Source organism: Amycolatopsis sp. NPDC005003, assembly GCF_053600695.1.
Genome location: NZ_JBSGAI010000022.1, coordinates 145,688 through 170,446, shown reverse-complemented (window position 1 = coordinate 170,446; position 24,759 = coordinate 145,688). Strand labels below are relative to the sequence as shown.

Annotated in this window: 25 protein-coding genes; 13 read left to right on the top strand and 12 right to left on the bottom strand. The window is 71.8% G+C overall.

Going from position 1 to position 24,759, the window contains the following annotated elements; all coding sequences use genetic code 11:
- Positions 1-103 precede the first annotated feature (103 nt).
- Positions 104-682 (bottom strand): peptide deformylase, encoded by a 579-nt coding sequence (locus ACWED2_RS25315; protein WP_449692961.1) that lies wholly within the window; start codon positions 680-682, stop codon positions 104-106.
- Positions 683-837: 155 nt separating this feature from the next.
- Between ACWED2_RS25315 and ACWED2_RS25310 the strand changes: the two genes are divergently transcribed.
- Complete coding sequence (locus tag ACWED2_RS25310) at positions 838-1,146, top strand: DUF3263 domain-containing protein (protein ID WP_003101701.1); 309 nt, start codon at positions 838-840, stop codon at positions 1,144-1,146.
- On the top strand, positions 1,143-1,766 hold the full coding sequence (locus ACWED2_RS25305; RefSeq protein WP_449692960.1) for a LytR C-terminal domain-containing protein: 624 nt from the start codon (positions 1,143-1,145) through the stop codon (positions 1,764-1,766). The genes ACWED2_RS25310 and ACWED2_RS25305 overlap by 4 nt, the downstream gene beginning before the upstream one ends.
- Before the next feature lie 127 nt (positions 1,767-1,893).
- Here the strand turns inward: ACWED2_RS25305 and ACWED2_RS25300 are convergent, their stop codons facing one another.
- From ACWED2_RS25300 to ACWED2_RS25290, 3 genes are all read right to left on the bottom strand, one after another.
- Positions 1,894-4,164 carry an AAA family ATPase gene (locus ACWED2_RS25300; RefSeq protein ID WP_449692959.1) on the bottom strand — a complete coding sequence of 757 codons (2,271 nt, stop codon included), beginning with the start codon at positions 4,162-4,164 and terminating at the stop codon, positions 1,894-1,896.
- A 190-nt stretch (positions 4,165-4,354) separates the two neighbouring features.
- A complete protein-coding gene (gene pssA / locus ACWED2_RS25295) occupies positions 4,355-5,305 on the bottom strand; it encodes a CDP-diacylglycerol--serine O-phosphatidyltransferase (RefSeq protein WP_449692958.1) in 951 nt (316 codons plus the stop codon).
- Between the two features lie 3 nt (positions 5,306-5,308).
- Positions 5,309-6,031, bottom strand: a complete 723-nt coding sequence (locus ACWED2_RS25290) for a phosphatidylserine decarboxylase (protein WP_449692957.1) — start codon at positions 6,029-6,031, stop codon at positions 5,309-5,311.
- 247 nt (positions 6,032-6,278) lie between these two features.
- Between ACWED2_RS25290 and ACWED2_RS25285 the strand changes: the two genes are divergently transcribed.
- Positions 6,279-6,500 (top strand): hypothetical protein, encoded by a 222-nt coding sequence (locus tag ACWED2_RS25285; RefSeq protein ID WP_449692956.1) that lies wholly within the window; start codon positions 6,279-6,281, stop codon positions 6,498-6,500.
- A gap of 39 nt (positions 6,501-6,539) precedes the next feature.
- On the opposite strand, the gene ACWED2_RS25280 is transcribed toward ACWED2_RS25285, so the two are convergent.
- A complete protein-coding gene (locus ACWED2_RS25280) occupies positions 6,540-6,824 on the bottom strand; it encodes a GlsB/YeaQ/YmgE family stress response membrane protein (protein WP_449692955.1) in 285 nt (94 codons plus the stop codon).
- Positions 6,825-6,896: 72 nt separating this feature from the next.
- On the opposite strand from ACWED2_RS25280, the gene ACWED2_RS25275 reads away from it, so the two are divergent.
- Positions 6,897-7,457 carry an ArsR/SmtB family transcription factor gene (locus tag ACWED2_RS25275; RefSeq protein ID WP_449692954.1) on the top strand — a complete coding sequence of 187 codons (561 nt, stop codon included), beginning with the start codon at positions 6,897-6,899 and terminating at the stop codon, positions 7,455-7,457.
- The gene (locus ACWED2_RS25270; RefSeq protein ID WP_449692953.1) at positions 7,454-8,707 is read left to right on the top strand and encodes an MFS transporter; all 1,254 of its coding nucleotides are present in this window, start codon (positions 7,454-7,456) and stop codon (positions 8,705-8,707) included. The genes ACWED2_RS25275 and ACWED2_RS25270 overlap by 4 nt, the downstream gene beginning before the upstream one ends.
- Here ACWED2_RS25270 and moeA read toward each other — a convergent pair.
- Positions 8,661-9,854, bottom strand: a complete 1,194-nt coding sequence (moeA, locus tag ACWED2_RS25265) for a molybdopterin molybdotransferase MoeA (RefSeq protein ID WP_449692952.1) — start codon at positions 9,852-9,854, stop codon at positions 8,661-8,663. The two genes, ACWED2_RS25270 and moeA, sit on opposite strands and share 47 nt — an antisense overlap.
- 74 nt (positions 9,855-9,928) lie before the next feature.
- Here moeA and ACWED2_RS25260 point away from each other — a divergent pair, with 74 nt between their 5' ends.
- The 5 genes from ACWED2_RS25260 (at position 9,929) to groL (ending at position 14,943) form a co-directional block, all read left to right on the top strand.
- Complete coding sequence (locus ACWED2_RS25260; protein ID WP_449692951.1) at positions 9,929-10,606, top strand: TIGR00266 family protein; 678 nt, start codon at positions 9,929-9,931, stop codon at positions 10,604-10,606.
- Entirely contained in the window at positions 10,606-11,229 is a 624-nt protein-coding gene (locus tag ACWED2_RS25255) for an AIM24 family protein (RefSeq protein ID WP_449692950.1), read from the top strand. Before ACWED2_RS25260 ends, ACWED2_RS25255 begins: the two co-directional genes overlap by 1 nt.
- Before the next feature lie 112 nt (positions 11,230-11,341).
- A complete protein-coding gene (locus ACWED2_RS25250) occupies positions 11,342-11,548 on the top strand; it encodes a cold-shock protein (RefSeq protein WP_003085446.1) in 207 nt (68 codons plus the stop codon).
- 64 nt (positions 11,549-11,612) lie between these two features.
- A complete protein-coding gene (locus tag ACWED2_RS25245; RefSeq protein ID WP_449692949.1) occupies positions 11,613-13,091 on the top strand; it encodes a serine/threonine-protein kinase in 1,479 nt (492 codons plus the stop codon).
- A 223-nt stretch (positions 13,092-13,314) separates the two neighbouring features.
- Complete coding sequence (gene groL, locus ACWED2_RS25240; protein WP_086857657.1) at positions 13,315-14,943, top strand: chaperonin GroEL; 1,629 nt, start codon at positions 13,315-13,317, stop codon at positions 14,941-14,943.
- Between the two features lie 53 nt (positions 14,944-14,996).
- On the opposite strand, the gene ACWED2_RS25235 is transcribed toward groL, so the two are convergent.
- The 3 genes from ACWED2_RS25235 to ACWED2_RS25225 form a co-directional block, all read right to left on the bottom strand.
- Positions 14,997-15,317, bottom strand: a complete 321-nt coding sequence (locus ACWED2_RS25235; RefSeq protein ID WP_449692948.1) for a hypothetical protein — start codon at positions 15,315-15,317, stop codon at positions 14,997-14,999.
- Between the two features lie 247 nt (positions 15,318-15,564).
- Positions 15,565-15,780 carry a PspC domain-containing protein gene (locus ACWED2_RS25230; protein WP_449692947.1) on the bottom strand — a complete coding sequence of 72 codons (216 nt, stop codon included), beginning with the start codon at positions 15,778-15,780 and terminating at the stop codon, positions 15,565-15,567.
- Between the two features lie 165 nt (positions 15,781-15,945).
- Positions 15,946-16,875 (bottom strand): o-succinylbenzoate synthase, encoded by a 930-nt coding sequence (locus tag ACWED2_RS25225; protein WP_449692946.1) that lies wholly within the window; start codon positions 16,873-16,875, stop codon positions 15,946-15,948.
- A 74-nt stretch (positions 16,876-16,949) separates the two neighbouring features.
- Between ACWED2_RS25225 and ACWED2_RS25220 the strand changes: the two genes are divergently transcribed.
- The gene (locus tag ACWED2_RS25220) at positions 16,950-19,736 is read left to right on the top strand and encodes an AfsR/SARP family transcriptional regulator (protein WP_449692945.1); all 2,787 of its coding nucleotides are present in this window, start codon (positions 16,950-16,952) and stop codon (positions 19,734-19,736) included.
- Between the two features lie 108 nt (positions 19,737-19,844).
- On the opposite strand, the gene ACWED2_RS25215 is transcribed toward ACWED2_RS25220, so the two are convergent.
- From ACWED2_RS25215 to ACWED2_RS25205, 3 genes are all read right to left on the bottom strand, one after another.
- The gene (locus ACWED2_RS25215; RefSeq protein WP_449692944.1) at positions 19,845-20,690 is read right to left on the bottom strand and encodes a DUF72 domain-containing protein; all 846 of its coding nucleotides are present in this window, start codon (positions 20,688-20,690) and stop codon (positions 19,845-19,847) included.
- A 607-nt stretch (positions 20,691-21,297) separates the two neighbouring features.
- Positions 21,298-22,059: a DUF4253 domain-containing protein gene (locus ACWED2_RS25210; RefSeq protein ID WP_449692943.1), complete on the bottom strand. Its 762-nt coding sequence runs from the start codon at positions 22,057-22,059 to the stop codon at positions 21,298-21,300.
- 167 nt (positions 22,060-22,226) lie between these two features.
- The gene (locus ACWED2_RS25205) at positions 22,227-22,880 is read right to left on the bottom strand and encodes a DedA family protein (protein ID WP_449692942.1); all 654 of its coding nucleotides are present in this window, start codon (positions 22,878-22,880) and stop codon (positions 22,227-22,229) included.
- Positions 22,881-22,988: 108 nt separating this feature from the next.
- Here ACWED2_RS25205 and ACWED2_RS25200 point away from each other — a divergent pair, with 108 nt between their 5' ends.
- Both ACWED2_RS25200 and ACWED2_RS25195 read left to right on the top strand, forming a co-directional pair.
- Positions 22,989-24,116: a sensor histidine kinase gene (locus ACWED2_RS25200; protein WP_449692941.1), complete on the top strand. Its 1,128-nt coding sequence runs from the start codon at positions 22,989-22,991 to the stop codon at positions 24,114-24,116.
- Positions 24,107-24,751 (top strand): response regulator transcription factor, encoded by a 645-nt coding sequence (locus ACWED2_RS25195; RefSeq protein ID WP_449692940.1) that lies wholly within the window; start codon positions 24,107-24,109, stop codon positions 24,749-24,751. Before ACWED2_RS25200 ends, ACWED2_RS25195 begins: the two co-directional genes overlap by 10 nt.
- The last annotated feature ends 8 nt before the right edge of the window (positions 24,752-24,759 follow it).

Genomic DNA, 24,759 nt, shown 5'->3' with positions numbered 1-24,759 from the left:
TTCGTGTTTATGGATTTGTCGTGCTGGGGGGGGGGGGGGGGGGTGGGTTTTTATTCATTGCCGCCCAAACACCAACACCCCCCCCCCCCCACCGGGCGGGCGGTCAGATGACGGCGCCGTCGTCCTCGGGGGTCTTCGGCGGGAGCCAGGAGTTGCCGGGGACGCCCCACTTGTTGTGCTTGAGCATCTTCTTCGCGGCGCGCGCGTGCCGGCCGACCAGGCGGTCGAGGTAGATGTACCCGTCCAGGTGATCGGTCTCGTGCTGCAGGCAGCGCGCGAAGTAGCCGGTGCCTTCCACCTCGATCGGGTTGCCCTCGAGGTCGGCGCCGGTCACCTTCGCCCACTTCGCGCGGCCCGTCGGGTACGACTCGCCGGGCGCCGAGAGGCAGCCCTCCCAGTCGTCGTCCGGGTCCGGCATGGTCTCCGGGATCTCCGACGTCTCGAGCTTCGGGTTGACGACGACGCCCTTGTGCCGCACGCCCTCGTCGTCCGGGCAGTCGTAGACGAACACCCGCAGATCGAGGCCGATCTGGTTGGCCGCGAGGCCGACGCCCTCGGCGGCGTACATCGTCTCGAACATGTCGTCCACGAGCGTGCGCAGCTTCTCGTCGAACTCGGTGATCTCCCGAGTCGGCTGGTGCAGCACGGGTTCGCCGGCGATAACGATGGGGTGGATGGTCACGGCGAGCCAGTTTAGTCGGACCCCTCTGGTAGACCTGCATCAGACCGTGACGCGCCGACGCCGATGCCCACGTCGGCGGCCGCTTCCGTGGTTGAATGGCGCCCGCGGAAGAGCTAGGTCTGATTCGCCATGACGCCCGATTGAGAGGGACTCGGATGGACGCCGCGGAGTCGATGGCTGAGCCGCAGCCGTCGCCGCCGAAGCCCGTGCCCGGCCTGACCGAACGCGAGGTCGAGATCCTCGCTTTCGAGCGCCAGTGGTGGCGACACGCCGGGGCGAAGGAGAACGCCATCCGCGAACGCTTCGACTTGTCTGCGACGCGCTACTACCAGCTGCTCAACAAGCTGCTGGAGAAGCCGGAGGCGATCGAAGCCGACCCGATGCTGGTGAAGCGGCTGCGCAAGACCCGCGCCGCCCGCCAGCGCAAGCGAGGCGCCCGGCGACTGGGGATCGAGCTGAAATGAGTGTGTTTTCCGGAATGTCCCGGCCGATGAAGGCCGCGGGCGTCGCGTTGATCGGCGTGGCGATCATCGCCGCCGTCATCGGCGGGATCTCCGCGCTGGGCGGTGGCGGATCCAACGAGGCCGGGCCGAGCGGCACGTCGTCGACGCCGCCGGGCACCTCCTCGGCGCCGCCGTCGACCTCGTCGTCGGCTTCCTCGCCGGCGTCTTCGTCCTCGGCGAGCCCGTCGTCGCCCACACCGCCGTCGACCTCGTCCCCGGCACCCGGTCAGCCGACGTCGGCCGCCCCCGGTCAGCCGGGTGGCGACCAGCAGGCGTCCAACAAGTGGGTGACCGTCCGGGTGTTCAACAACTCGACGATCAAGGGCCTGGCGGATAGGGCGGCGGACGACTTCCGCGGCAGCGGCTGGAACGTCAACGAGGTCAGCAACTACTCCCAGGGCATCATCCCGACGACGACGGCGTTCTACCGCCCGGGCACCGACGAGGAAGCCGCGGCCAAGCAGCTCGCGCAGGAGTTCGGCATCAAGGCCGAGCCGCGCTTCGAAGGCATCCAGAACGCGAGCCCCGGCGTGATCGTCATCGTGACGAAGGAATACCAGTCCGGCCACAAGGGCAGCTGACGGGCTTTTCGCGTGATTGCGCGGGCATCATGCGTGATTGGGCGGGCATCGCGCTGATGCCCGCCCAATCACGTGTCATGCCCCCTCAATCACGCATGATGCCCCTCTGATCACGCGTGATGCCCCGCTATGCACCGGCCTGGGTCTTCGCGTACGCCTCCAGGGCCGCCAGCTGGGCCGGGTCGAGGCTCGGCCGGACCGTCTTCCGGGCCGTCTCCAGGTGCGCCGCGGTGACTTCGCGGGCCTCCAGTGACTCGCGCATCGCCGTCAGCGCGGCTTCGCGGATCAGCGCCGCGCAGTCGGCCGCCGAGTAACCGTCCAGAGTGGACGCCACCGCGGCGAGGTCGACGTCTTCGGCCAGCGGCGTGTTCTTCGAGCTGGCCGCGAGGATCGCCGCGCGGGCCTCGGCGTCCGGCGGCGGCACGTAGACGCGGCGCTCGAGCCGCCCGGGCCGCAGCAGCGCCGGGTCGACCAGCTCCGGCCGGTTCGTCGCACCCAGCACGACGACTTCGCGCATCGGCTCGACCCCGTCGAGCTCGGTGAGCAGGGCGGCGACCACGCGGTCGGCGACGCCGGAGTCGGACGACTGGCCGCGGCGCGGGGCCAGCGCGTCGATCTCGTCCAGGAAGATCAGCGCGGGCGCGGCCTCCGCGGCCCGGCGGAACAGCTCGCGCACCGCGCGTTCGGACTCGCCGACCCACTTGTCCATCAGCTCCGCGCCCTTGACCGCGAAGACGTTCAACGCCCCGGTGCCGGCCAGCGCCCGCACGAGGAACGTCTTGCCGCCGCCGGGCGGCCCGTACAGCAGCACCCCGCGCGGCGGTTCGACGCCGAGCCGGGCGAACGAGTCCGGGTACCGCAGCGGCCAGAGCACGGTTTCGGTGAGGGACTGCTTGACGTCGACCATGTTCCCGACGTCGTCGAGGGTCAGCCCGCCGGTGGCCAGGTTGTCCGAAGTGGACAGCGAGACCGGCCGGACGGTGGCCAGCGCGTCCAGCAGGTCCTGCTGCGAGATGCGCGGCTCGTCGGTGTCGCGCTGGCGCAGCGCCGCCCGCAGCGCGGCGTCCCGGCGCAGCGCGATCAGGTCCGCGGCGACGAACCCCGGCGTCCGCTCGGCGAGCACGCCGCAGTCGATGCCGGTGTCGAGCGGAACGTCGCGGAGCAGGACATTCAGCAGCTCGCGGCGGGTTTTCGCGTCCGGGAGGGCCAGGCCGAGCTCGCGGTCCAGCAGGTCGGCGGCGCGCAGCCGCGGGTCGGCCGATTCGGCGCGCGCCGTCGTCGCCACGACGGCGAAGCGCTCGCGCCGCAGCGCCGTCCTCAGTTCCTCCAGCACGACCGTGGCCACCGGCGGCGGAGACGTCGCGGGCAGCAGCGCGTCGACGTCGGTGAGCAGGAGGACCGACGGGCCCTCGGTGGTGCGGATGGCCTCGCGCAGCCGGGCCACGGCGACGTTCGGGTCCAGCACCGCGAGGTTCGGTGCGGCCAGCGGGATGACCTTGATCCCGGCGTCGTGGGCCACCGACCGCACGAGCGTCGCCTTGCCGACGCCTTCCGGGCCGGACAGCAGGACACCCAGGTGGGCGGGCGCGCCGAGGCGGGCCAGCAGCTCGGGCCGGTGGAAGGCGAGGTCGAACCACTCGGCGAGCTTGCGCGCGGCGGTCTCGGCGCCGATCAGGTCGGCCAGCGGGACGGCCGGCTCTTCTTCGGTGGCGGCGGCGACCTCGTCTTCGACGATCTCGGCGTCGATCCACTCCTCGGCCGCGGTGACGGCGGAGGTGCGGACCAGCGCGGTCGCCGTCCGGGGCGCGGCCGGTTCGGTGGTTCCCGGCCGGGCGCCGTCGCGCCAGGTGACCACTGTGGACGGTCCGACGGCCACGGTGCCGGCCGGCTCGGTGGCGGTGACGGTGAGCAGCTCGTTCGTCCAGGTCGCGCCGATCGCCCGCGACAGCTGGCCGCGCAGCCCGGCCGGGTCCGACCCGGGCGAGGGCGCGAGGTCCTGCGGCAGCAGCGAAACGGCGTCACCGACGGTGAGCACCTTGCCGATCAGGGCGAGCCGCAGCATGTGCGGGCTGACCGAGACGCTGGCCAGCCGCGACCCGGCGACGGTGACGGTCTTGGCGGCCGCGACGTCGGCGGGCGCGACGACGACCTCGGAGCCCTCGGTGACGCCGAGGTTCGACATGGTGACGTCGTCGGTGAGCAGCACCCCGGGCACGCCGGTGTCGTCGGCGGGCGCGGCGAGCGCGGCACTGACCCGGGCCCCGGTGAGGTGTACGGCGTCCCAGGCCCGCAGGCCCAAGGCGTCGAGGACTTCGGGGTGCAGCCGGACGACGCCGCGGCGCGTGTCCAGCGCCGACGGAGTGTGCCGGACGGTCAGCGTGATCTGCGGGTGGCTCACGCCGTTCACCCTAGCGATCCGCCGCCCCCGGAGGAGCCGCGAACCGACCCTCCAGGGACGCGAACCGACCCTCGGGGTACGCGAACCGACCCTGCAGCCACGGGTGCTGACTCTCGGACCAAGGCGATAGACGTACCGGAATCGCGAACTCGCGTACCTGGAGGGTCGGCTTGCGTACCTGGAGGGTCGGTTACTTGCGGCGGAGGCCGATCCGGCGCCAGGAGCGGCGGCGCTGGCCGTTGCCGTTTTCCGAGGTGACGCGGGGGGTGCGGACCGTCTCGCGGGGGAGGCGGACCGCGCGCATCGCCGCGCCGGCGACGCGGCGGCGCAGCGGGGGACGCAGGCCGAGCCGGCGGGTGGAGCGGGCGCGGCGGATCGCCCGGCGCTCGCTCGGCGGGACCGTCCAGGCCTCCGGGTGCGCCGCCAGCCAGCGGTGCCGGTAAATCGAGTACGGGATGTGCGCCAGGTACAGCACCATCGCCGCCAGCAGGGCGACCAGTGGGAACTGGATGATCGCCGCGGCCAGGAGGGCGACGCCCAGCAGCAGCGGCGCGATCGCCTTCGGCGGCGCCTTGACCGTCTTCAGCGACAGCGTCGGGATGCGGCTGATCAGCAGCGCCGCGATGGCGACCGTCCACGCCCACACGACGTACTGCGAAGACCACCAGCCCTCGCCCCACTGCAGGTACGCCACCAGCGGCAGCATCCCCAGCAGGCCACCCGCGGGCGCCGGGACGCCGACGAAGAACTCGCTCGCGTACGGCGGCTGCTCGGTGTCGTCGAGCAGCGTGTTGAACCGCGCCAGCCGCAGGATCATGCAGACGGCGAAGATCAGCGACGCCACCCAGCCGATCCGGTCCGCGCCGGTCTGCCACACGTAGATCACCAGCGCCGGCGCGACGCCGAACGAGATGCCGTCGGACAGCGAGTCCAGCTCGGCGCCCATCTTCGACGTCGCGTCCAGGAGCCGCGCGATCCGGCCGTCCAGGCTGTCGAGCACCGCCGCGATGCCGATCGAAGCGATCGCCATCGCGTAGTTCTTCGTCAGCGCGAACTGCACGGCCGACAGGCCCGCGCACAGCGCCAGCACGGTGATGGCGTTCGGCAGCAGCCGGACACCCGGGGTGGTCACGCGGACCATCGGTCAGCCTTCCGAAAGCGCGGGGAGCTCGGCGATGACCGTCTCGCCGCCGACCGTGCGCTGGCCCTTGGCCACGAGCACGCGCGAACCCGGCGGGAGGTAGAGGTCGACCCGCGAGCCGAACCGGATGATGCCGTACGTCGAAGCGGCGTCGACCTTGTCGCCCTCGCGGATCTCGCAGAGGATGCGGCGCGCGACCAGGCCGGCGATCTGCACGACGACGAGCTCGTGGCCGTCTTCGGTGCGCATGAGCACGGAGTTGCGCTCGTTGTCGTCGCTCGCCTTGTCCAGGTCCGCGGACAGGAACTTGCCCGGCCGGTAGGCGACCCGCTCGATCACGCCGTTGGCCGGCACGCGCTGGACGTGCACGTCGAACACCGAGAGGAACACCGAGACGCGCATCCGCGGCTCGGCGGGCAGGCCGAGCTCGGCGGGCGGCACGGCTTCCTCGATCAGCGACACGAGACCGTCGGCCGAGGCGAGCGCGACGCCGGCCCGCGGCGGCGGGACCCGCTTCGGCTCGCGGAAGAACGCGGCCGTCGCCACGGTCGCCAGCGCACCGACGAGCCCGAGGCGCTTGGAGAACCGGCGCGCGAGCAGCGTGGCGGCGATGCCGCCCGCCACGAACGGGCGGCCGGCGGGGTGCATCGGCGGCACGGTTTCGCGGGCGAGCTGGAGGGCGTGGGCGACGGGGTTGCCGGCGGAATCCGGCCGGGTGCCGCTCATGGTCGGGTCCCCTGGTTTCGTGTCGGAAGAACGGGTGGGCGCCGGGGTCCGGCGGCCGCGTACGGGCGCCCCCACGCTACCGCTGCCCCAGGTGAGCGTGTCCGAGCGCCCCTGCCGGACTCCTCCGGGAGGGGGTCACCGCGGTGGGTGGGAAAGATCGCCGCGTCGTAACGCAAGGTCGATTTCGCCGATGACACTGAGTAGTTGCCGCCGTTCGGGGCGCTGCCCGCCTGACCTGTGAGGACCGATGATCGACCGCCGAGATCCCGCCGAAGCCCGGCTTCGCGAGCTCCTGGGTGCGTGGCGTCGGGAGATCGACGAGGTGCCCGTGCCGTCGCTGGTCGACCCGGTGCGCGCGGTGGACGTCGTCATCGAGGCGATGAAGGCGAAGAAGAGCGGCCGGGTGCATCCGCCCCCCGACGGCGCACGCACCCGGCCACCGGGAGATGCGCGTGAGGGAGCAGTTTAGCGGCGGATGGCCCGTTGATCACCGTTCGTTCGGCGAAAGTTACCAACGGTCATTCGAACGCCGGGTCACCCCGCTCGCGAGCCGCAGGATCGCCAGCAGCACGACCGCGCCGAGGATGGCCACGCCGAAGCTGGGGAAGTCGAAGTCGAACGTCTTCGCCTGGCCGGTCGCGAGCCGGTAGAGCAGGCCGCCCAGGGCTGCGCCGACGACCCCGACGAGCACGCTGACCAGGCAACCTTGCCGCTGCCGTGCCCGCCCGCCGACGACCAGGTTCGCGGCCCAGCCGACGATCGCGCCGAAGATCACCCATGCGACGAAACCCATGCCGGAAGCTTACTCGAGCAGACGTACAAGAGCTATTGCACAAGAGCTATTGTGCAACTACTCTTGTGCGTCATGGGTGATGACATCCGGGAGATCCGGGATTCGAAGGTGCTGGCCGCCATGTCCCACCAGCTGCGGCGCCGGCTCCTGGAACTGCTCCACCTCGACGGCCCGGCGACGGCGTCGATGCTGGCCGCGAGGACCGGGCAGGCGGTCGGCAACGTCAGCCACCACATGAAGGTGCTGGCCGCCGCGAAACTGGTCGAAGAGGCTCCGGAACTGGCCCGTGACCAGCGAGAACGCTGGTGGAAGCGCAGTGCGAAGGTGCTCCGGTGGGCCGCGGCGGACTTCCCGGGCGACCCGGTGGCCGAAGCCGCCGAGGTCCTCGTGCTCGATCACCAGACGGCGGTCGCCCGCGAGTGGATCGCCAACCGCGAGACCTACCCCGAGGAGTGGCGAGGGGCGCCGTTCAGCATCGACACCTGGGTGCGGCTGTCGAAGGACGAACTCGACGAGCTCAACGAGCGGATCTTCCTGCTGATCAGCGAGTTCGAGAACCGCACCGAACCCGGTGACGGCGTCGAGCGCCGTCCGGTCTTCTTCGCCGCGCGAGCGTCGCTGGGCAAGCCGTGAAGGGGCTCTGGGGGAACCGGGACTTCCGGCTGCTCTGGACCGGGGAGACCACGAGCATGCTCGGCAGCATGGTCGCGACCACGGCGTTGCCGCTGGTCGCGGTGATCACGCTGCAGGCGAGCACCTTCCACGTGGCGCTGCTGACGGCGGTGGCCTGGCTGCCCTGGCTGGTGATCGGCCTGCCGGCGGGCGCCTGGGTGGACCGGCTGCCGAAGCGCCCGGTCATGCTGCTCTGCAACACGGTGTCGATGGCGGTGTTCGGCAGCGTCCCGGTCGTCGCGGCCTTCGGCGCGCTGACCATGCCGTACCTGCTCGCCGCGGCCCTGCTCGGCGGGATCGCCAAAGTGTTCTTCACCCTCGCCTACCGCGCTTACCTCCCGGCGCTCGTCGGCGACGGCGAACTCCTGGACGCCAACGCGAAGCTGCAGGGCAGCGAGTCGGCGACCCAGGTCGCCGGGCCAGGCCTCGCCGGGCTGCTGGCCCAGGCGTTCGGCCCGGTGAGCGGCATCCTGGCGGACGCGGTCAGCTTCGGCGTCTCCGTGCTGTGCGTGCGGGCGATCCGCGCGCGCGAAACCGCCGTCCCCGCCGAGCGCTCGCCCCTGCGGAGCCAGATCGCCGAGGGCCTCCGGTTCGTCGTGGGCGACCGGTACCTGCGGTCGCTGATCACCTTCGGCGCCGTCTCGAACCTCGCGCTCACCGGCTACAGCGCGATCCAGATCGTGTTCCTGTCGCGGACGCTCGGCGCCGCGCCCGGGCTCGTGGGGCTGGTATTGGCGCTGGGCGCCTCCGGCGGGATGCTCGGTGCGGCCGCGGCCGGACGGCTCGCCGCGCGCCTCGGCGCCGTGCGCGCGTGGCTGTTGTGCGAGGTCTTCGCGGCACCGATGCTGCTGCTCGGGCCGCTGAGCGGGCCCGGTTGGGGCCTGGTGCCCTACGGACTCGCGCTGTTCGGCCTGTGCGCCGGTGTCGTCGCCGGCAACGTGCTGGTCACCACCTTCCGGCAGCAGTACTGCCCGCCCGAGCTGTTCAGCCGGGTCAACTCCAGCATGTCGATCGTCAACTACGGGACGATCCCGCTGGCCGGCGTCCTCGGCGGCCTGCTGGGCGAGGCGATCGGCATCCGCGAGACGCTCTGGGTGGCCGCGGGGATTTCGATCGTTTCGCTGCCGCTGCTCGCGCCCTACCGGAAACTGCGGGACTTCCCGGTCAGAGCAGCAGAACGTCCACCTCGTCACCAACCGCTGCCGACGTGACGTCCTCCGGGAGCACGATCAGGCAGTTGGCCTGCGTGAACGCGGCCAGCAGGTGGGAGCCGGGCCCGCCGCGCGGCCCGACGATCCCGGTGACCTCCCGGTCGGACGGCGTGAAGACGCCCCGGCGGTACTGGCGGCGCCCGGAGGGCGAGCTCATCGCCTCGGTCAGCCGGGCCCGCACGCGGCGGCGGGAGACGTCGGTGTGGCCGAGCGCCGTCAGGATCGCCGGGCGCAGGAACGCCTCGAACGACACCAGCACGCTCACCGGGTTGCCGGGCAGCGCCACCACGGGCACGCCCTGCCAGCGCCCGCTGCCCTGCGGCCCGCCCGGCTGCATGGCGATCTTCGCGAACTCGACGCCCTGGCCGGTCAGTGCGTCCTTCACCACTTCGTACGCGCCCGCGCTGACGCCGCCGGAGGTGACCAGCAGGTCGGCGCCGGCCAGCTTCGGCTCGATGACCTTGCGGAACTCCTCGACGTCGTCGACGACGCTGCGGACGACGTCGACCTCGCAGCCGAGGGCCCGGATCGCCGCGGCGAGCATCACGCTGTTGGACTCGTAGATCTGGCCGTGGCGCAGCGGGGCGGGCGCGTCGATCAGCTCGGTGCCGGTCGAGGCCACCAGCACCCGCAGCGGCCGGTGCACCCGCACCTCGGCGAGCCCGACCGCGGCCGCCAGGCCCAGCTGGGAGTGGCCCAGCACGGTGCCGGCGTGCAGGGCCACGTCGCCTTCGACGACGTCCTCGCCGGTGTGCCGGATGTGCGCGCCTTCGCGGGCGGGCGCCGAGAACGTCACCGTTTCCGTGCCGGCGTCGGTGTCCTCGACCATCACCACGGCGTCCGCGCCCGGCGGCAGCGGCGCGCCGGTCATGATCCGGTGCGCGGTGCCCGGCTCGAGGGGCCGGACGTCGACCCGGCCCGCCGGGATGTCGTCGGCCACCGGCAGCGTCACCGGGGCCGTGGTGACGTCCTCGGCGCGGACCGCGTAGCCGTCCATCGCGGAGTTGTCGAAGGGCGGCAGCGAGACGCCGGCGCGCACGTCTTCGGCCAGGACGAGGCCGGCCGCGGCGGCGAGGGGCAGCGTGGTCGCGGGGGCGGTGCCGAGGAGCGCGGCGACGCGGTCGCGGTAGTCGTCGACGGAGATCACCGGACCATCCTCCCCGTCATTCGCGGGCGTGCAAGACTCTGCCCCGTCACAGGCAAGCCGGATGGGGAGCACGCATGCAGGTCGGAATCCGTCAACAGCCTTCGTTCGCCGTCGCCCGGCTGATGCTGGCGCCCGGCGAGCCGTGCCAGGTCGAGTCCGGCGCGATGATGGCCACCAGCTACGGCGTGCAGGTGCAGTCGCAGGCGCAGGGCGGGATCATGAAGGGCCTCGGCCGCGCGTTCCTCTCCGGCGAGTCCTTCTTCATCTCCACCTTCACCGCGCCGCAGAACGGCGGCTGGGTCGACGTCGCCGCGAACCTGCCCGGCGACATCCAGGTGCTCACCCTCGACGGCCGCACCGGCTGGGCCGTCACCCGCGGCTGCTGGCTCGCGTCGTCGCACGGCGTGCAGACCGAGACCAAGTGGGGCGGGATGAAGAACCTGATGGGCGGCGAGGGCGGCTTCCTGACCCACGCCACCGGCCAGGGCCAGCTGCTCGTCAGCTGCTACGGCGCGGTCGAGACCATCACGCTGCAGCAGGGCGAGATGGTGACCATCGACACCGGGCACGTCGTCGCGTACGCCGACACCGTGCAGTACCAGATCCGGAAGGTCGCGCAGGGCATCATCCAGTCGATGAAGAGCGGCGAGGGCCTCGTCTTCGACTTCGTCGGTCCCGGCCAGATCATGACGCAGACGCGCAACCCGTCGGCGCTGATCAGCTGGATCGTCTCCCACGTCCCGTCACGCTGATGCGCGTCCAGACCCGGCACACGCCCGCCTTCGGCGTCGCCCGCGTCCTGCTGGACCCGAACGAGGCCGTGCGGGCCGCGCCGGAAACCCTGCTCGCCAGCCGGTTCGGGGTGACCGAGGCACCGGCCACCCGCGGTGGTGTCCGGACGGGGAAGAGCACGATCTCGGTCTACACCGCGCCGTCCGACGGCGGCTGGATCGACTTCGCGCCGCTGCGCCCCGGCGACGTCTACCCGCTCGACGTGGGCGGCGGCACGGGCTGGTCGGTGCACCGAGAAGCGGTGCTGGTGCGACCTTCGTCGGTCCGGCACGACACCGGCTGGGTGCCGCTGCAGCAGCTCTTCGGCGCCGATTCGGGGTTCCTCGAGCACTACAGCGGGACCGGGCCGCTCGTGCTGGCCGCGCCGGGTCCGGTGGACGCGTTCGAGCTCGGCCAGGGCGAGCTGGTCACGGTCCGGCCCGACTACCTGCTGGCCTACCCCGACACCGTCCAGTGCCGGTTGCGGGCCCTCGATCCGGGCGGGCCGCAGTCGCTGCGCACGGGCGAAGGGCTCGCCCTCGACTTCGCGGGTCCCGGGACGGTGCTCGTGCACGCGCGGAACCGACGCCTTTCGGGTTCGTGATCTTCGGACGAATTGCCCATTGCCGAGGGGAATAATTCCGGTAGCGTGATTGGCACTTCCGCCGCTGGCCTCCGCTCGGGCCAGCGGATCCTTTGTGCTGAGGGAGGGCGCCGTGGCTGTCGGCACCGTCAAATGGTTCAACTCGGAAAAGGGCTACGGGTTCATCGAATCCACGGAGGGGCCGGACGTGTTCGTCCACTATTCGGCCATCCAGTCCGAAGGATTCCGCACTCTGGACGAAGGTGACCGCGTCGAGTTCGAAGTCCAGTCGGGCCGCGACGGCCGGAGCCAGGCAGCCGACGTTCGAAAGGTTTCGTAACACCCTCTTCCGCTGATCGGTGAACCCCCGGCAGGCGCCGAACCAGGGGCGTTAGGCTGCGGGCGTGACAGGCGATGTGTCGGGGGACCTCACCGGTCGCCGGCTGGGCAACTACCGCATCGACGGGGTGCTCGGCAAGGGCGGCATGAGCGTGACCTACAAGGCCACGGACGTGCGGCTCGGCCGCAAGGTGGCCCTGAAGGTCATCGGTGACCACCTCGGGGCCGACGCCGAGTTCCGCGAGCGGTTCGTCGACGAGGCGCGCAACACCTCGGCGATCGACCACGCCAACGTCGTGCCGCTGTACGACTTCGGCGAGCTCGACGGCATGCTCTACATCGCCATGCGGATGGTCGACGGCGGCGATCTCGCCGGGTTGATCTCGGGGGGACCGATCGCGCCCGCGCGCGCCCTGACGATGCTCGACCAGGTCGCGGACGCGCTCGACACCCTGCACAACCGCGGTCTGGTCCACCTCGACGTCAAGCCGGCGAACGTGCTGGTGACGAAGAAGGAGACCTCGCGCGAGCACGTGTACGTCGCCGACTTCGGGCTGACGCGGCGCGGCGCGACCGGGCACCGGACGCGCGGCGGCGACTTCCTCGGCTCGCCCACCTACGCGGCCCCCGAGCACCTGCGCGGGGAGCCGCTGGACGGGCGCACCGACCAGTACGCGCTGACGTGCGTCCTCTACGCCTGCCTCACCGGCAGCCCGCCGTTCAAGGGCGACGTCCCGACGGTGATCAAGGGGCACCTCAACGGCGAGCCGCCGGCGATCTCCCGCGCGGTCGCGCTGCCGCCGGCGATCGACGAAGTGATCCGCCGCGGGATGGCCAAAAACCCGGCCGACCGCTACCCCAGCTGCGTCGAGATGGTCGCGGCCGCCCGCCGCGCGCTCGGCCCGCTGGCGACGTCGGACACCCCACCCGGCCCGCCCGGGTCCCATTCGGGCGGAATCCCCGCGCCGCAGCGTCCTGGTCAGGTACAACAGGGGCCGCACCAGAACAGCGCACCGCAGGGAGAGGGGGCCCCCGTGCACCCGTACGGAGGACAGCAGCAGCCCGGTTACGGCCAGGGGCCGCACGGGCCGGGTGGTCCGGGTGGTCCGCAGGGCCCGCCGCCCGGCTACGGCTACCCCCAGCAGGGCGCTCCGCAGGGCCCGCCCGGGATGCCGCAGGGCATGCCGCCGCAGGGCCCGCCCCCGGGGTACGGCTACCCACCGCAGCAGGGCATGCCGGGCATGCCCCCGCCGGGCTACGGCCAGGACCCGATGCGGCTGCGCCCGCCGATGCCCGCGGGCGGTGCCGGCGCGTTCGAGCAACCGAAGAGCGGCGGCAAGAAGTGGATCTTCGTCGTGCTGGGGCTGGTGGTCGTGGCCGGCCTGGTCGTCGGCGCGATCTTCCTGTTCAGCGACAGCGGCAGTGGTGGTGGCGGCCAGACCCCCGCGCCGAACATCCCGGTCGGGCCCGGTGACTCGCAGAGCAAGGCGCCTTCGTCGTTGAACGCACCGCCGACGTCGATCAGCATCAAGCCGGGTAACTGATCGAGCGACGCTGAGCTGGGCTTCTTGCACTCTCCCCTTGAGAGTGCTAAACACGAACTTGGCACTCGACGCCGTCGAGTGCCAAAGGTCGGGACGGTGAGGCTGACCCCCACCCGGGTCCAGTCGTCCGTCGCGGGCACCGAGCCTGGCCGAGGAAAGAGTCCTGCCGCCGCCGCTGTAGACAACGTGGCGGTGGCGCCCAATACCGGAGGACCACACCGCAATGGCCAAACTGATCGCGTTCGACGAGGACGCCCGCCGCGGTCTCGAGCGCGGCTTGAACACCCTCGCCGAAGCCGTCAAGGTGACCCTCGGCCCGCGGGGCCGGAACGTCGTGCTCGAAAAGAAGTGGGGCGCGCCGACCATCACCAACGACGGTGTCTCCATCGCCAAGGAGATCGAGCTCGAGGACCCGTGGGAGAAGATCGGGGCCGAGCTCGTCAAGGAAGTTGCCAAGAAGACCGACGACGTCGCGGGTGACGGCACCACCACCGCCACCGTGCTCGCCCAGGCGCTCGTGCGCGAGGGCCTGCGCAACGTCGCCGCCGGCGCCGACCCGATCAGCCTGAAGCGTGGCATCGAGGCGGCCGTCGAGGCCGTCACCGAGCAGCTGCACAAGGCCGCCGTGCAGATCGAGACCAAGGAGCAGATCGCTGCTACCGCCTCGATCTCGGCCGCGGACCGCACCATCGGCGAGCTGATCGCCGAGGCGCTGGACAAGGTCGGCAAGGAAGGCGTCGTCACCGTCGAGGAGAGCAACACCTTCGGCCTCGAGCTCGAGCTCACCGAGGGCATGCGCTTCGACAAGGGCTACATCTCCGGTTACTTCGTGACCGACCCGGAGCGTCAGGAAGCCGAGCTCGAGGACCCGTACATCCTCCTCTTCGGCTCCAAGATCTCCACCGTCAAGGACGTGCTGCCGCTGCTGGAGAAGGTCATCCAGTCCGGCAAGCCGCTGCTGATCATCGCCGAGGACGTCGAGGGCGAGGCCCTGGCCACCCTCATCGTCAACAAGATGCGCGGCACCTTCAAGTCCGTCGCCGTCAAGGCCCCGGGCTTCGGTGACCGCCGCAAGGCGATCCTGCAGGACATCGCGATCCTGACCGGTGGCCAGGTCATCTCCGAGGACGTCGGCCTCAAGCTGGAGAACGCGGACCTGTCCCTGCTGGGCAAGGCCCGCAAGGCCGTCATCACCAAGGACGAGACGACCATCGTCGAAGGTGCGGGCGACGCCGACCAGATCCAGGGTCGCGTCAACCAGATCCGCGCCGAGATCGAGAACTCGGACTCGGACTACGACCGCGAGAAGCTGCAGGAGCGGCTCGCGAAGCTGGCCGGCGGCGTGGCCGTCATCAAGGCCGGCGCCGCGACCGAGGTCGAGCTCAAGGAGCGCAAGCACCGCATCGAGGACGCGGTGCGCAACGCGAAGGCCGCCGTGGAAGAGGGCATCGTCGCCGGTGGTGGCGTGGCCCTGATCCAGGCCGCCGAGGCCGCGTTCGCGGGCCTGAAGCTCGAGGGCGACGAGGCCACTGGCGCCAACATCGTCAAGGTGGCCGTCGAGGCCCCGCTCAAGCAGATCGCGATCAACGCCGGCCTCGAGGGCGGCGTCGTGGTGGAGAAGGTCAAGGGCCTGCCGCAGGGCCACGGCCTCAACGCCGCCACGGGTGTCTACGAGGACCTGCTCGCCGCCGGCGTGCCGGACCCGACGAAGGTCACCCGCTCCGCGCTGCAGAACGCCGCTTCCATCGCGGCGCTGTTCCTGACCACCGAGGCCGTCGTGGCGGACAAGCCGGAGAAGGCTTCGGCCGCTCCCGCCGACCCGTCCGGTGGCATGGGTGGCATGGACTTCTGAGTCCGGCTGCTTGACTGGAAAAGCCCGGTCCGCTTCGGCGGGCCGGGCTTTTCTCATGGCTTCGTGAAGAACCAGACCGCGTAGGCGCCGACGATCACGACGCCGAGCGCGAGCACGCCGAGGCCCCCGAGCCAGGCGGTGCTCTTGTCCTCCGCTTCCATCCCGACGACGATGGCCCCGATCCCGGTGAGCATGACCCAGATCGCCAGCCCCGCGGCGGTGTAGAGCACGGTCTTGGCGGCCCGCACCCCACCGGTGTCGCCGGAGGACAGCACGGCATAGCCGGCGAAAGCGGTCAGCCCCAGTCCGGCGATCAGGTACAACCCGCCCAAGATCCCGACGACGACCTTGGGGGCGGTGTTTCCGTGATCCACGAGCGCGAACCCTAACCCCTCGAACGGGATCCGCGTCGCGGTTTTGGGCCACCCGGCCCAACGCCGGCGCCCGAACGGCCCGAACGGCCCGGACGTCCCCTGGCGTCCGGGCCGTTCGTTTCGTGACCAGCCGCGTCCCCCGACGGCGGCAGCCCCCTCGCCCGCACCCCCCGGCGCGGGTGTCTTCAGCGCACCCCCGGCATCCGGCGGGCCCCGGCTCCCCCTGCGAGCCGGAGCCCGCCCGGCGTCAGGAGTCCTCTTCGGGCGTCAGAATCGCGGCGGCGATGTAGATCGGGATGGCGATCCCGACGGACAGGAAAACGGCGGCGACCAGGCCGATCCGCAGGACGTTGGCATCGATGCCGAGGTAGGTGGCCCACCCACCGCAGACACCGGTGAGCATCTTGTCGCTCCGGCTGCGGCGGAGCTTCTTGGTTTCCGGGGTGTACACGCTGTTCGTCATGGCTCAATGGTGTCTCCCAGCGGCGGCGGCCCACATCGGGAACGGCCCGGACCCCGACCCTGAACTTGCCCTCGGGGAAAACCACGTGCTCCCCGGTACGACTGCCGACCATGAAGCACGGCACCCTGCGAGTTCGCAGGGCGCGGCCTGAGGCCGGGTCCGCGCTCAGCTCAGCGCGCGGACCCGGCTCAGCCGGGCTTCCCACGCCGCCGAGACCTCGGGTGGTGCCGCGTACGCCGAGCCAGGCTCCGGTGCGGTCCGCAAGACCGGTAGGTATCCATCCACAGGGGACAGTGGGGTGGCACAGACGTCGCCTTCCAGCAACGAAATCGTCCCGAGTCCACAAGCGAATTCCAGCGACGGCAGGGCGCCCGCCAAGGCGAGCCCGGCGGCCAGGCCCACGCTCGTCTCCACCGCCGAAGACACCACGCACGGCAGCCCGCACGCCTCGGCGACCTCCAGCGCCCGCCGGACGCCGCCGAGGGGAGCGACCTTCAGCACCGCGATGTCCGCCGCCCCGGCGACCGCGACCTTCAGCGGGTCCTCCGCGCGGCGGATCGATTCGTCCGCGGCGATCCGGACGTCCACCCGGCGCCGGACCGCGGCCAGGTCCTCGATCGACGGGCACGGCTGCTCCACGTACTCCAGCCCGCCCGCCGCCTTGTCGAGGTCCGCGATCGCGCGCACCGCCGTGTCGACGTCCCACGCCGTGTTCGCGTCGACGCGGATCGCGCCACCGGGCCCCAGCGCGTCGCGGACCGCCTCCACCCGCGCGCAGTCGTCGGCCAGGGAGACGCGCGGGTCGGCGACCTTCACCTTCGCCGTGCGGCAGCCGGACGCCCGGACCAGTTCGTGCGCTTTCGCGGGCTCGACCACCGGCACCGTCGTGTTGACCTCGACCCGGTCGCGGACCGGCGCGGGCCAGCCGGCTTCGGCCGCCTCGCGCGCCGCCCGCAGCCACGGCACGCTCTCGGCGTCGGAGTAGTCGGCGAACGGGCAGAACTCGCCCCAGCCCGCCGGGCCGTGCAGCAGCACGCCCTCACGGACGGTGATGCCGCGGAACCGGGTGCGCAGGGGGATCGCGTAGACCTTCATCGAGGCCGATCATGCCACCGTGCCGCCGCTCGCAAACAAGTGCCGAACTGCGCGTTTCCGGTGAGAATGGTTCCGTGGTCCTCGATTTCCGCGTGCTGGGTCCGGCCGAGGTCACGGCCGACGGCCGCCCGGTACCGCTCGGGGGCAGCCGGCCGCTGATCGTGCTGGCCGGTCTTCTGCTGCGCGCGAACCGGGTCGTGCCGGTCGACGAGCTCGGCCGCTGGCTCTGGGACGACGACCGGCGCCGCTCCAAGGGCGCGCTCCAGACGTACGTGCTGCGCCTGCGTCGCGCGCTCGGCGACCAGGTCGCGATCCGCACCGAGAGCGGCGGCTACCGGATCGAGCTCGAAGACGACCTGCTCGACCTGACCCGCTTCCGCGCACTGGCCGCCCGCGGCAAGGCGGCGATGGACCGCGGCGAGAGCCGCCGGGCGGCCGCGCACTTCGCCGACGCGCTCGCGCAGTGGCGCGGCCCGGCGCTGCTGAACGTCGAGTCCGACGCGCTGCACCGCGACGAGGCCGGCCAGCTGGCCGAGGAACGGCTGCGCGTGCGCGAGCAGTGGGCCGACGCGCTGCTCGAAGTCGGCGAGTACGGCACCGTCGTCCCCGAGCTCACCGGGTTGACCAGGGAAAACCCGCTGCGGGAGCGGCTGCACGAGCAGCTGATGACCGCGCTGTACCGGTCGGGCCGCCAAGCCGAGGCGCTGGAGGTGTACCGCCGGATCAGCGGCGTGCTGGCCGACGAGCTCGGGCTCGACCCCGGCCCGTCGCTGCAGCGCACCCGCCAGGCGATCCTCACCGGCGCCGGTGGCGACACCGCACCGGCGCCGGCGCGCTACCGGCTCGGCGTCGAGCCGCAGGTGCCGCACCAGCTGCCCGCCGACCTGCGGACCTTCGCCGGGCGCGAGTGCGACCTCAAGGCGTTGCACGCGCTGCTGCCGGAGGCGGTCGACGCCGGCACGTCGACGCCGATCGCGTCCGTCGAAGGCATGGGCGGCATCGGCAAGACGACCCTGGCGGTGCACTTCGCGCACGAGATCGCGGACCGGTTCCCCGGCGGGGAGGTCTACCTCAACCTGCGCGGCTACGGCCCTGGCGAGCCGGTCGAGCCGTCGGCGGCGCTGGAGGCCATGCTCACCGCGCTCGGCGTGCCGTGCGAGGCGATCCCCGGCGACCTCGACGGCCGCGCGGCGAGCTGGCGGACGCACACGGCCGGGCGGCGGCTGCTGGTCCTGCTCGACAACGCCAACCGCACGGAGCAGGTGAGCCCGCTGCTGCCCGGGCCCGGCTGCCTGGTCGTGATCACCAGCCGCTGGCAGCTGCGCGCGCTGGTCGCGACGCACGGCGCGCGCCGGATCGCGCTGGAGGAGCTCGGCGCCGAAGACGCCGTCGCGCTGCTCGCGGCCACGATCGGCTTCGACCGGGTCGCCCGCGATCCGGCGGCGGCCGAACGGTTCGTGCGTTACTGCGGCGGGCTGCCGCTGGCGATCCGGATCCTCGCCGTGCGCGCGGCGCAGTTCCCCGACCTGCCGCTCGACGAGTTCGTCGATTCGCTCGACAGCGACCTGCTCGATTCGTTCGACCTCGCCGACGGCGAAGGCACCAACATCCGGTCGGTGTTTTCGTACTCGTACCAGGCGCTGCAGCCTCCGACGGCCCGGTTGCTGCGGCTGCTCGGGCTGCACACCGGCGTCGACTTCACGGCACCGGCGGCGGCCGCGGTCGCCGGGCTGGACGTCGCCGCGACCCGGCCGATGCTCGAAACCCTGGCCGCCGCGCACCTGCTCGCCCAGCCACGGCCCGGCCGCTACCAGTTCCACGACCTGATCCGGGCGTACGCGGCTTCGCAGGTCGATTCGGCTTCGGAGCGCGACGCCGCTCTGGACCGGTTGCTGGGCTGGTACCTGGCGTCGGCGCTGAACGCGTCCCGGCGGATGCGGCCGGAGCGCTACTACCGGCTGCTGGAGCTCGACGACCTCGAGGGCGGCCTGTCGTTTTCCGAGTACCACGAAGCGCTGGAGTGGTTCGGCGAGGAAAACGCCAACCTCATCGCCGCGGTGCACCTGGCGCGGCGCCGGGGCCGCGACGACGCCTGCTGGAAGCTCGCTTGGCTGCTGCAGAGCTACTTCGTGACGCGCTCGCGGCTCGACGACTGGCGGTCGGTGTTCGCGGTGGCGCTCGAAGCGGCGCGCGCGAGCGGCCACCGGCCCGGCGAGGCGGGGATCCTGAGCGGGCTCGGCGTCGTCAACGGCGTCGCCCGGCAGTACGACGAGTCCCGGCGGTACCTGGAGCAGGTGCTGGCGATCCAGCGCGAGCTCGGGGCGCGCGAGGGCGAGGCGCGGGCGCAGTACAACCTGGCGATGGCGGCGCACAACCTCGAGGACTGCGCCTGGGCGTACGAACACGGCATCCAGGCGCTGGAGATCGTCCGCGAGCTGGGGCTGGGGCACTTCGAGGCGAGCGTGCTGCGGGCGCTGGGCGACATCTGCACGTCGATGGGCGATCACGAGCAGGCGCTGCGCCTGGCCGACGCGGCGCTGGCGATCCTCGGCGCGGACGGGCGCCCGGTGGACACGCGGTTCACGCAGCACACGCGCGGCCTGGCGCTGATCGGCCTCGGCCGGTTCGAGGAAGGCATCGCGTGCATCCACGACTCGGTGGAGATGTTCTTCGCGATGGACGAGCAGTACGAGGCGGCGGACGTCCTGGCCCAGCTGGGCACGATCCACCTCCGCCACGGCGACGCGGCGCAGGCCCGCGAGTGCTGGCTCCGGTCGGTGCGCCTGCTGACGGAGCTGGGCCACCCGGACGCGGACGACGTCCGCGCCAAGCTGGCGGCGCTGGTCGTGGTGGGCGGCTGAGCCCGGTTCGCCTTCGGAACCGGACGGCTTACGTGCCGACCCCCAGCGGCAGCACGCAAGCCGGTCCGGCCCGCAGGGGTAGTCAACGGGACGGCGCTCACTGTCCACTCACTGTCTCGTGATCGGCGCCACCCCGAGCAGGTCGGCGAGGCATTCGGCGTTCCGGGGAGCCTCGACCTTGACGTCGTTGTCGAAGTAGACGTGCACGTCCCGCCGCCCGCCGTCGTGCCAGGCCCAGATCTTTTCGGCCCAGCCGCGCAGGGCTCGGTCGGAGTAGCCGCTGACGTAGAGCTCTTCGTCGCCGTGCAGCCGGACGTAGGTGAAGCCGGCGGTCTGGTCTTCGAGGAACGGCCACTTGCCCGCGGTGTCGGCGACGACCAGGGCGATGCCGTGTTCTTCGAGGAGTTTCTTGGCGGCGGGCTCCGCGAAGCTGGGGTGCCGGACTTCGAGGGCGTGCTGCAGGGGTTTTCGCGCGCCGGCTTCGAGGTACGGCGTGCCTTTCAGTTTGTCGTCGTGCTTCGCCGCGAGCTGGGCGGCGTCGACGGTGGTGCGCGGGAGCAGAGCGAAGAAGTCGCCGAGCCGATCGGGATCGAAGGCCAGCCTCGGCGGCAGTTGCCAGAGGAAGGGGCCGAGTTTCGCGCCGAGGGCGAGGACGCCGGAGGCGTAGAAGTTGGCGAGGGCGGTCTCGACGTCCCGAAGCTGCTTCATGTGGGTGATGAAGCGCCCGCCCTTGACGGCGAAGAGAAAGTCGGCGGGGGTTTCGTCGAACCAGGCGCGGTAGCGTTCCGGGCGCTGCAGCGAGTAGAAGGAGCCGTTGATTTCGACGGCGTTCATCCGCCGCGAGAGGTATTCGAGTTCGCGCCGCTGAGCGAGCTTCGGTGGGTAGAACACCCCGCGCCACGGGGGATAGCGCCACCCAGAGGTACCGATCCGGATCTCGGCGATCGCTCTCACCGCCTTTCCGCTGCGGGAGATTCCCGTTCGCCTTGAGGCCCAAACGCGGCTTCGGTAGGACCGGCGGACCGGAGGTTGGGACAACCGACCCAGCTTGGTGGACGGTCGTCTGATGGGGCCTTTGCAGCGTTTGCTCATCTTGCCGCCTGGTGAGCTGTCTTGGTGATCTGTCCTGGTGACTGTCCTCGCCGGACGGGGCCGGACGGGCGGGCTCTGGGCGGGCCGCCGGGACGGCAGGCCCGCCGTCCGGCTCGGTCGCCCTCGGTCCGGCTGCCCCGGGCCCGCCCGCCGCCCGGCCCCCGACCCGGCAGCTCCCGCCCCTGCGCGGGAGCTTTCCGGGCCCTGCCCGGTGCGCTGGCCCGGCAGCTTCGGCCCCTGCGCGGGAGCCTTCCGGGCCCCGCCCGGTCCGGTAGCCCGTCGGCCCGGTCGCCCTCCGGTCCGGCGGCCCCCTGGTCCGCCAGACCACTGCCCGGCCCGCCAGCGCCGGCCCCTGCGCGAGAGCCCTCCGGCCCCGGCCCCGGCCCGGCCCGGCTCGGTGGCCGTCACCCCTCCGGCCCCGCCGCCCTCCGGTCCGGCGGCCCCCCGGTCCGCCGGTCCGGCCGACCCCTCAAGCCCAGGAAAACCGCCAATGCCGCGATTGGACCAACCCCGACGCGTACTCCCGCAGATTCCCCGGCTGCCCGGCGAAGGTGGGCAAACTGAACGCCCGGTGCTCCGCCGCCACCGTCAGGGCCCGTGCCTGGTTCCTCGGCGGCGCCGCCACCGACAGCTCCAACGTGTCGAACCCCAGCACCACCAGCGTTGCCCCGAACCTGTCCTCCCAGCTGCGCAGCACCGCCGACAGCTCTGCCACCTGGTCCGTGCACTTGATCATCCCCGTCCACCCCAGGAGGGCGGGGATGTCGGCCGGGCGCTCGGTCTGGACCAAGCCCAGCCGGTGCGGGGCGCGGGTGGCCAGGATCGAGCCCGTGTTGCCCGCCTCCGCCAGTGGGTCGGACCTGCGCGGGCTGCGCTTGGCCAGCCCTGGGAACCGCGCGCCGAACGGCCTCAGGCAGGCGCCGTCGCAGCACGATGTGTCCCACCAGCGGGACAGGGCTCCCGCCGGGTCGGCCGTCGCCACCCGGTGGCCGGCCGGGGAGAGCCTGCCCCGGTCGTCGATCCAGTCTTCGCCGTTGGCCGCGAAGCGCTGGTCGTGGGGGATCAGCACCGGCCACAGCCCGGACCGCTCGAACTCGGCCACGCAGCCGAGGTAGCGCTCGGGCCGGGTCAGCGGCAGGTCGGACACCCACAGCCGGCCGTGCCACGACCCCGGTGGCAGGGTCTGGACCGGCGGCGCGGGCGTGCCGGGGCGGAGCGGTGCGATCGTCATGGACGTCCCCTCGAACTTGTGTTCGGCTACTGCATGTCGAACAATAGTTCGAGGGTCCGACAATTTCCAGTGACTTGCCCGCTCATCCGTTCGAGTGAATCCGCATATTCGCAGGTCAGGTGGTTGGTCGAAACTCCTGTGGTGGAAGTTGTTCCTGTGACGATTTGCTAGGCCGAACGAGTCCGGCGTGCGCGCAACCGGACCACCACGAACAGCCCGGCCGCCACCGCCACCGCCGCCAGCACGACGTACTGGAACACCGACGCGTACCGGTCGACCAGCGACCAGCTCTCGCCGAGCAGGTACCCCGCGACGACGAACACCGTGTTCCACAGCAGGCTGCCCGCCGTGGTCAGCAGCAGGAACCGGCCGAACGGCATGCGTTCGACGCCGGCGGGCAGCGAGATCAGGCTGCGGAAGATCGGCACCATCCGCCCCAGGAACACCGCCTTGCCGCCGTGGCGGGCGAACCAGGCTTCCGTGCGGTCGAAGTCCGCCATGGTCATCAGCGGGACGCGGCTGATCAACGCGCGGGTGCGGTGGCGGCCGAGCAGCGCGCCCAGCCAGTAGACGATCACCGCGCCCGCCAGCGAGCCCAGTGTCGTCCAGAACAGCGCGCCGAGGAGTGTGAACGCGCCCCGGCTCGCGGAGAACCCGGCGAGCGGGAGCACCAGCTCGCTGGGGATCGGTGGGAAGAGGTTGTCCAGCCCGACGATGACGGCGGCGCCGGGGCCGCCGAGCGCGTCGATGAGCCCGACGGCCCAGCCGGCCAGTCCGGTCATCGGTTCGGCGGGGGCGGTGGTGGTCAGGAGGAGGTCCATGCCGTCGAATCTAGGAATCTCGGCTGGTCAGGGCATTGCAGAAGACCGCACCGAAAATTGCGGAAAACCGCAATACGCCCCCGAGCCCGCCTGGCTAGCCTGAAACACGTGATCATCCGGGCTGCGAGAACGACAGCGGGCGTCGGCCTCGGTGCGCTCACCGCGCTCGCCGAGATGCTGTACCTCGTGTTGTGTGCGCCCCTGCTCGTCGTTCCCGCGACGCGCCGGGTCGTCGCGCGCGGTGCCCGGAAGTTCGCCGACGTCGAACGCGATCGGATGTTCCGGTTCTTTGACAACTACATCAGTAGGGATTACGACGACGAAGGGGCGCTGCAGTACCTCTCGCTGCACGTCCTCGCCGGCCTGCTGGGGCTGGGCGTCTGGGCGTGCCTCGGCGCCGGGGCGGTCACGGCCGTGTTCTACAGCCGGCAGCTGGTCACCGGACGCGCACCCGGTGGCCAGGGCACCGGGACCGTCCTCGACTGGCTGCTGATCGCCGTCCCGGCGGCGATCGCGGTGTTCCTCTGCTGGCAGGGGATGGCCGGGGTCGCCGAGCTGGACCGCCGGCTGGCCGAGCGGTTCCTCCGCCCGAGCTTCCGGACCATCGTGGAGCGCCGGATCTCCTACCTCCTCAGCACCCGCGCGGAGGTCGTCGAGGCGGTGAACGGCGAACGCCGGCGCATCGAGCGCGATCTGCACGACGGCGTGCAGCAACGGCTGGTCGCGTTGGGTGTGCTGCTCGGCCGGGCCCTGCGCACGGGGAACACCGAGCTGGTCCGGCAGGCGCACGAGCAAGCGCAGGACGCCCTGCGCGAGCTGCGCGAGGTCGCTTGGCACGTGTACCCGATCGCGCTCGAAGAAAGCGGTCTCGACGCCGCTCTCGAGTCCCTCGCCGAACGAGCGACGATCCCGGTCGAGTTGCGTTACACGCTCGCCGAGCCACCGGTGCGTTCGCTGGCGACCGTCATCTACTTCGTGGTGTCGGAGGCCGTCACCAACGCGGCCAAGCACTCCGGCGCGAGGCGGATCACGATCGACGTCCACCGCGCCGACCGGAAGGCCGACCGGAAGATCGTGGTGGAGATCGGCGACGACGGCTCAGGGGGAGCCCGGGTCGTCACCGGCGGCGGGCTCATCGGCCTGGCGCGGCGCGTGGCGGCGGCGGACGGCGAGGTCGACGTGGACAGTCCGCCGGGCGGTCCGACGGTCGTGCGGGCTGTGCTGCCGTGCGGGTGATCCTGGCGGAGGACTCGACGCTGCTGCGCGAAGGCCTGGTGCGGCTGCTGGCCGAGGAGGGCCACGACGTCGTCGCCGCGGTTGGTGACGGCGAAGCGCTCCTCGAAGCGGCCGGCAACCACCAGCCCGACGTCGTCGTCACCGACGTGCGGATGCCGCCGACCCACACCGACGAGGGCCTGCGCGCCGCTCTCCAGATCCGGGAGAAGTGGCCGGAAACCGGGGTCCTCGTCCTCTCCCAGTACGTCGAGAAGCGGTACGCCGCCCAGCTGATCAGCGGCGACCGCGGCCGCGTCGGCTACCTGCTCAAGGACCGCGTGGCCCAGGTCGGCGAGTTCCTCGAGGCCTTGGATCGGGTGGCCGGTGGCGGTGCCGCCTTCGATCCGGAGGTCGTGCGGCGGCTGGTGGCCCGCACGTCCCACGAGATCGCGCTGGGCCGGCTGACCCGGCGCGAGCGTGACGTCCTGGAGAGGATGGCGCAGGGCCACACCAACGCGAGCATCGCGCAGCTGCTGTACCTCTCGCAGAGCTCGGTCGAGAAGCACGCGAACGCGATCTTCGACAAGCTCGACCTGCCCCAGTCGGCCGGCTACAGCCGCCGGGTGCTCGCCGTCCTGCGTTACCTCGGCTCGTGACCGGCTCG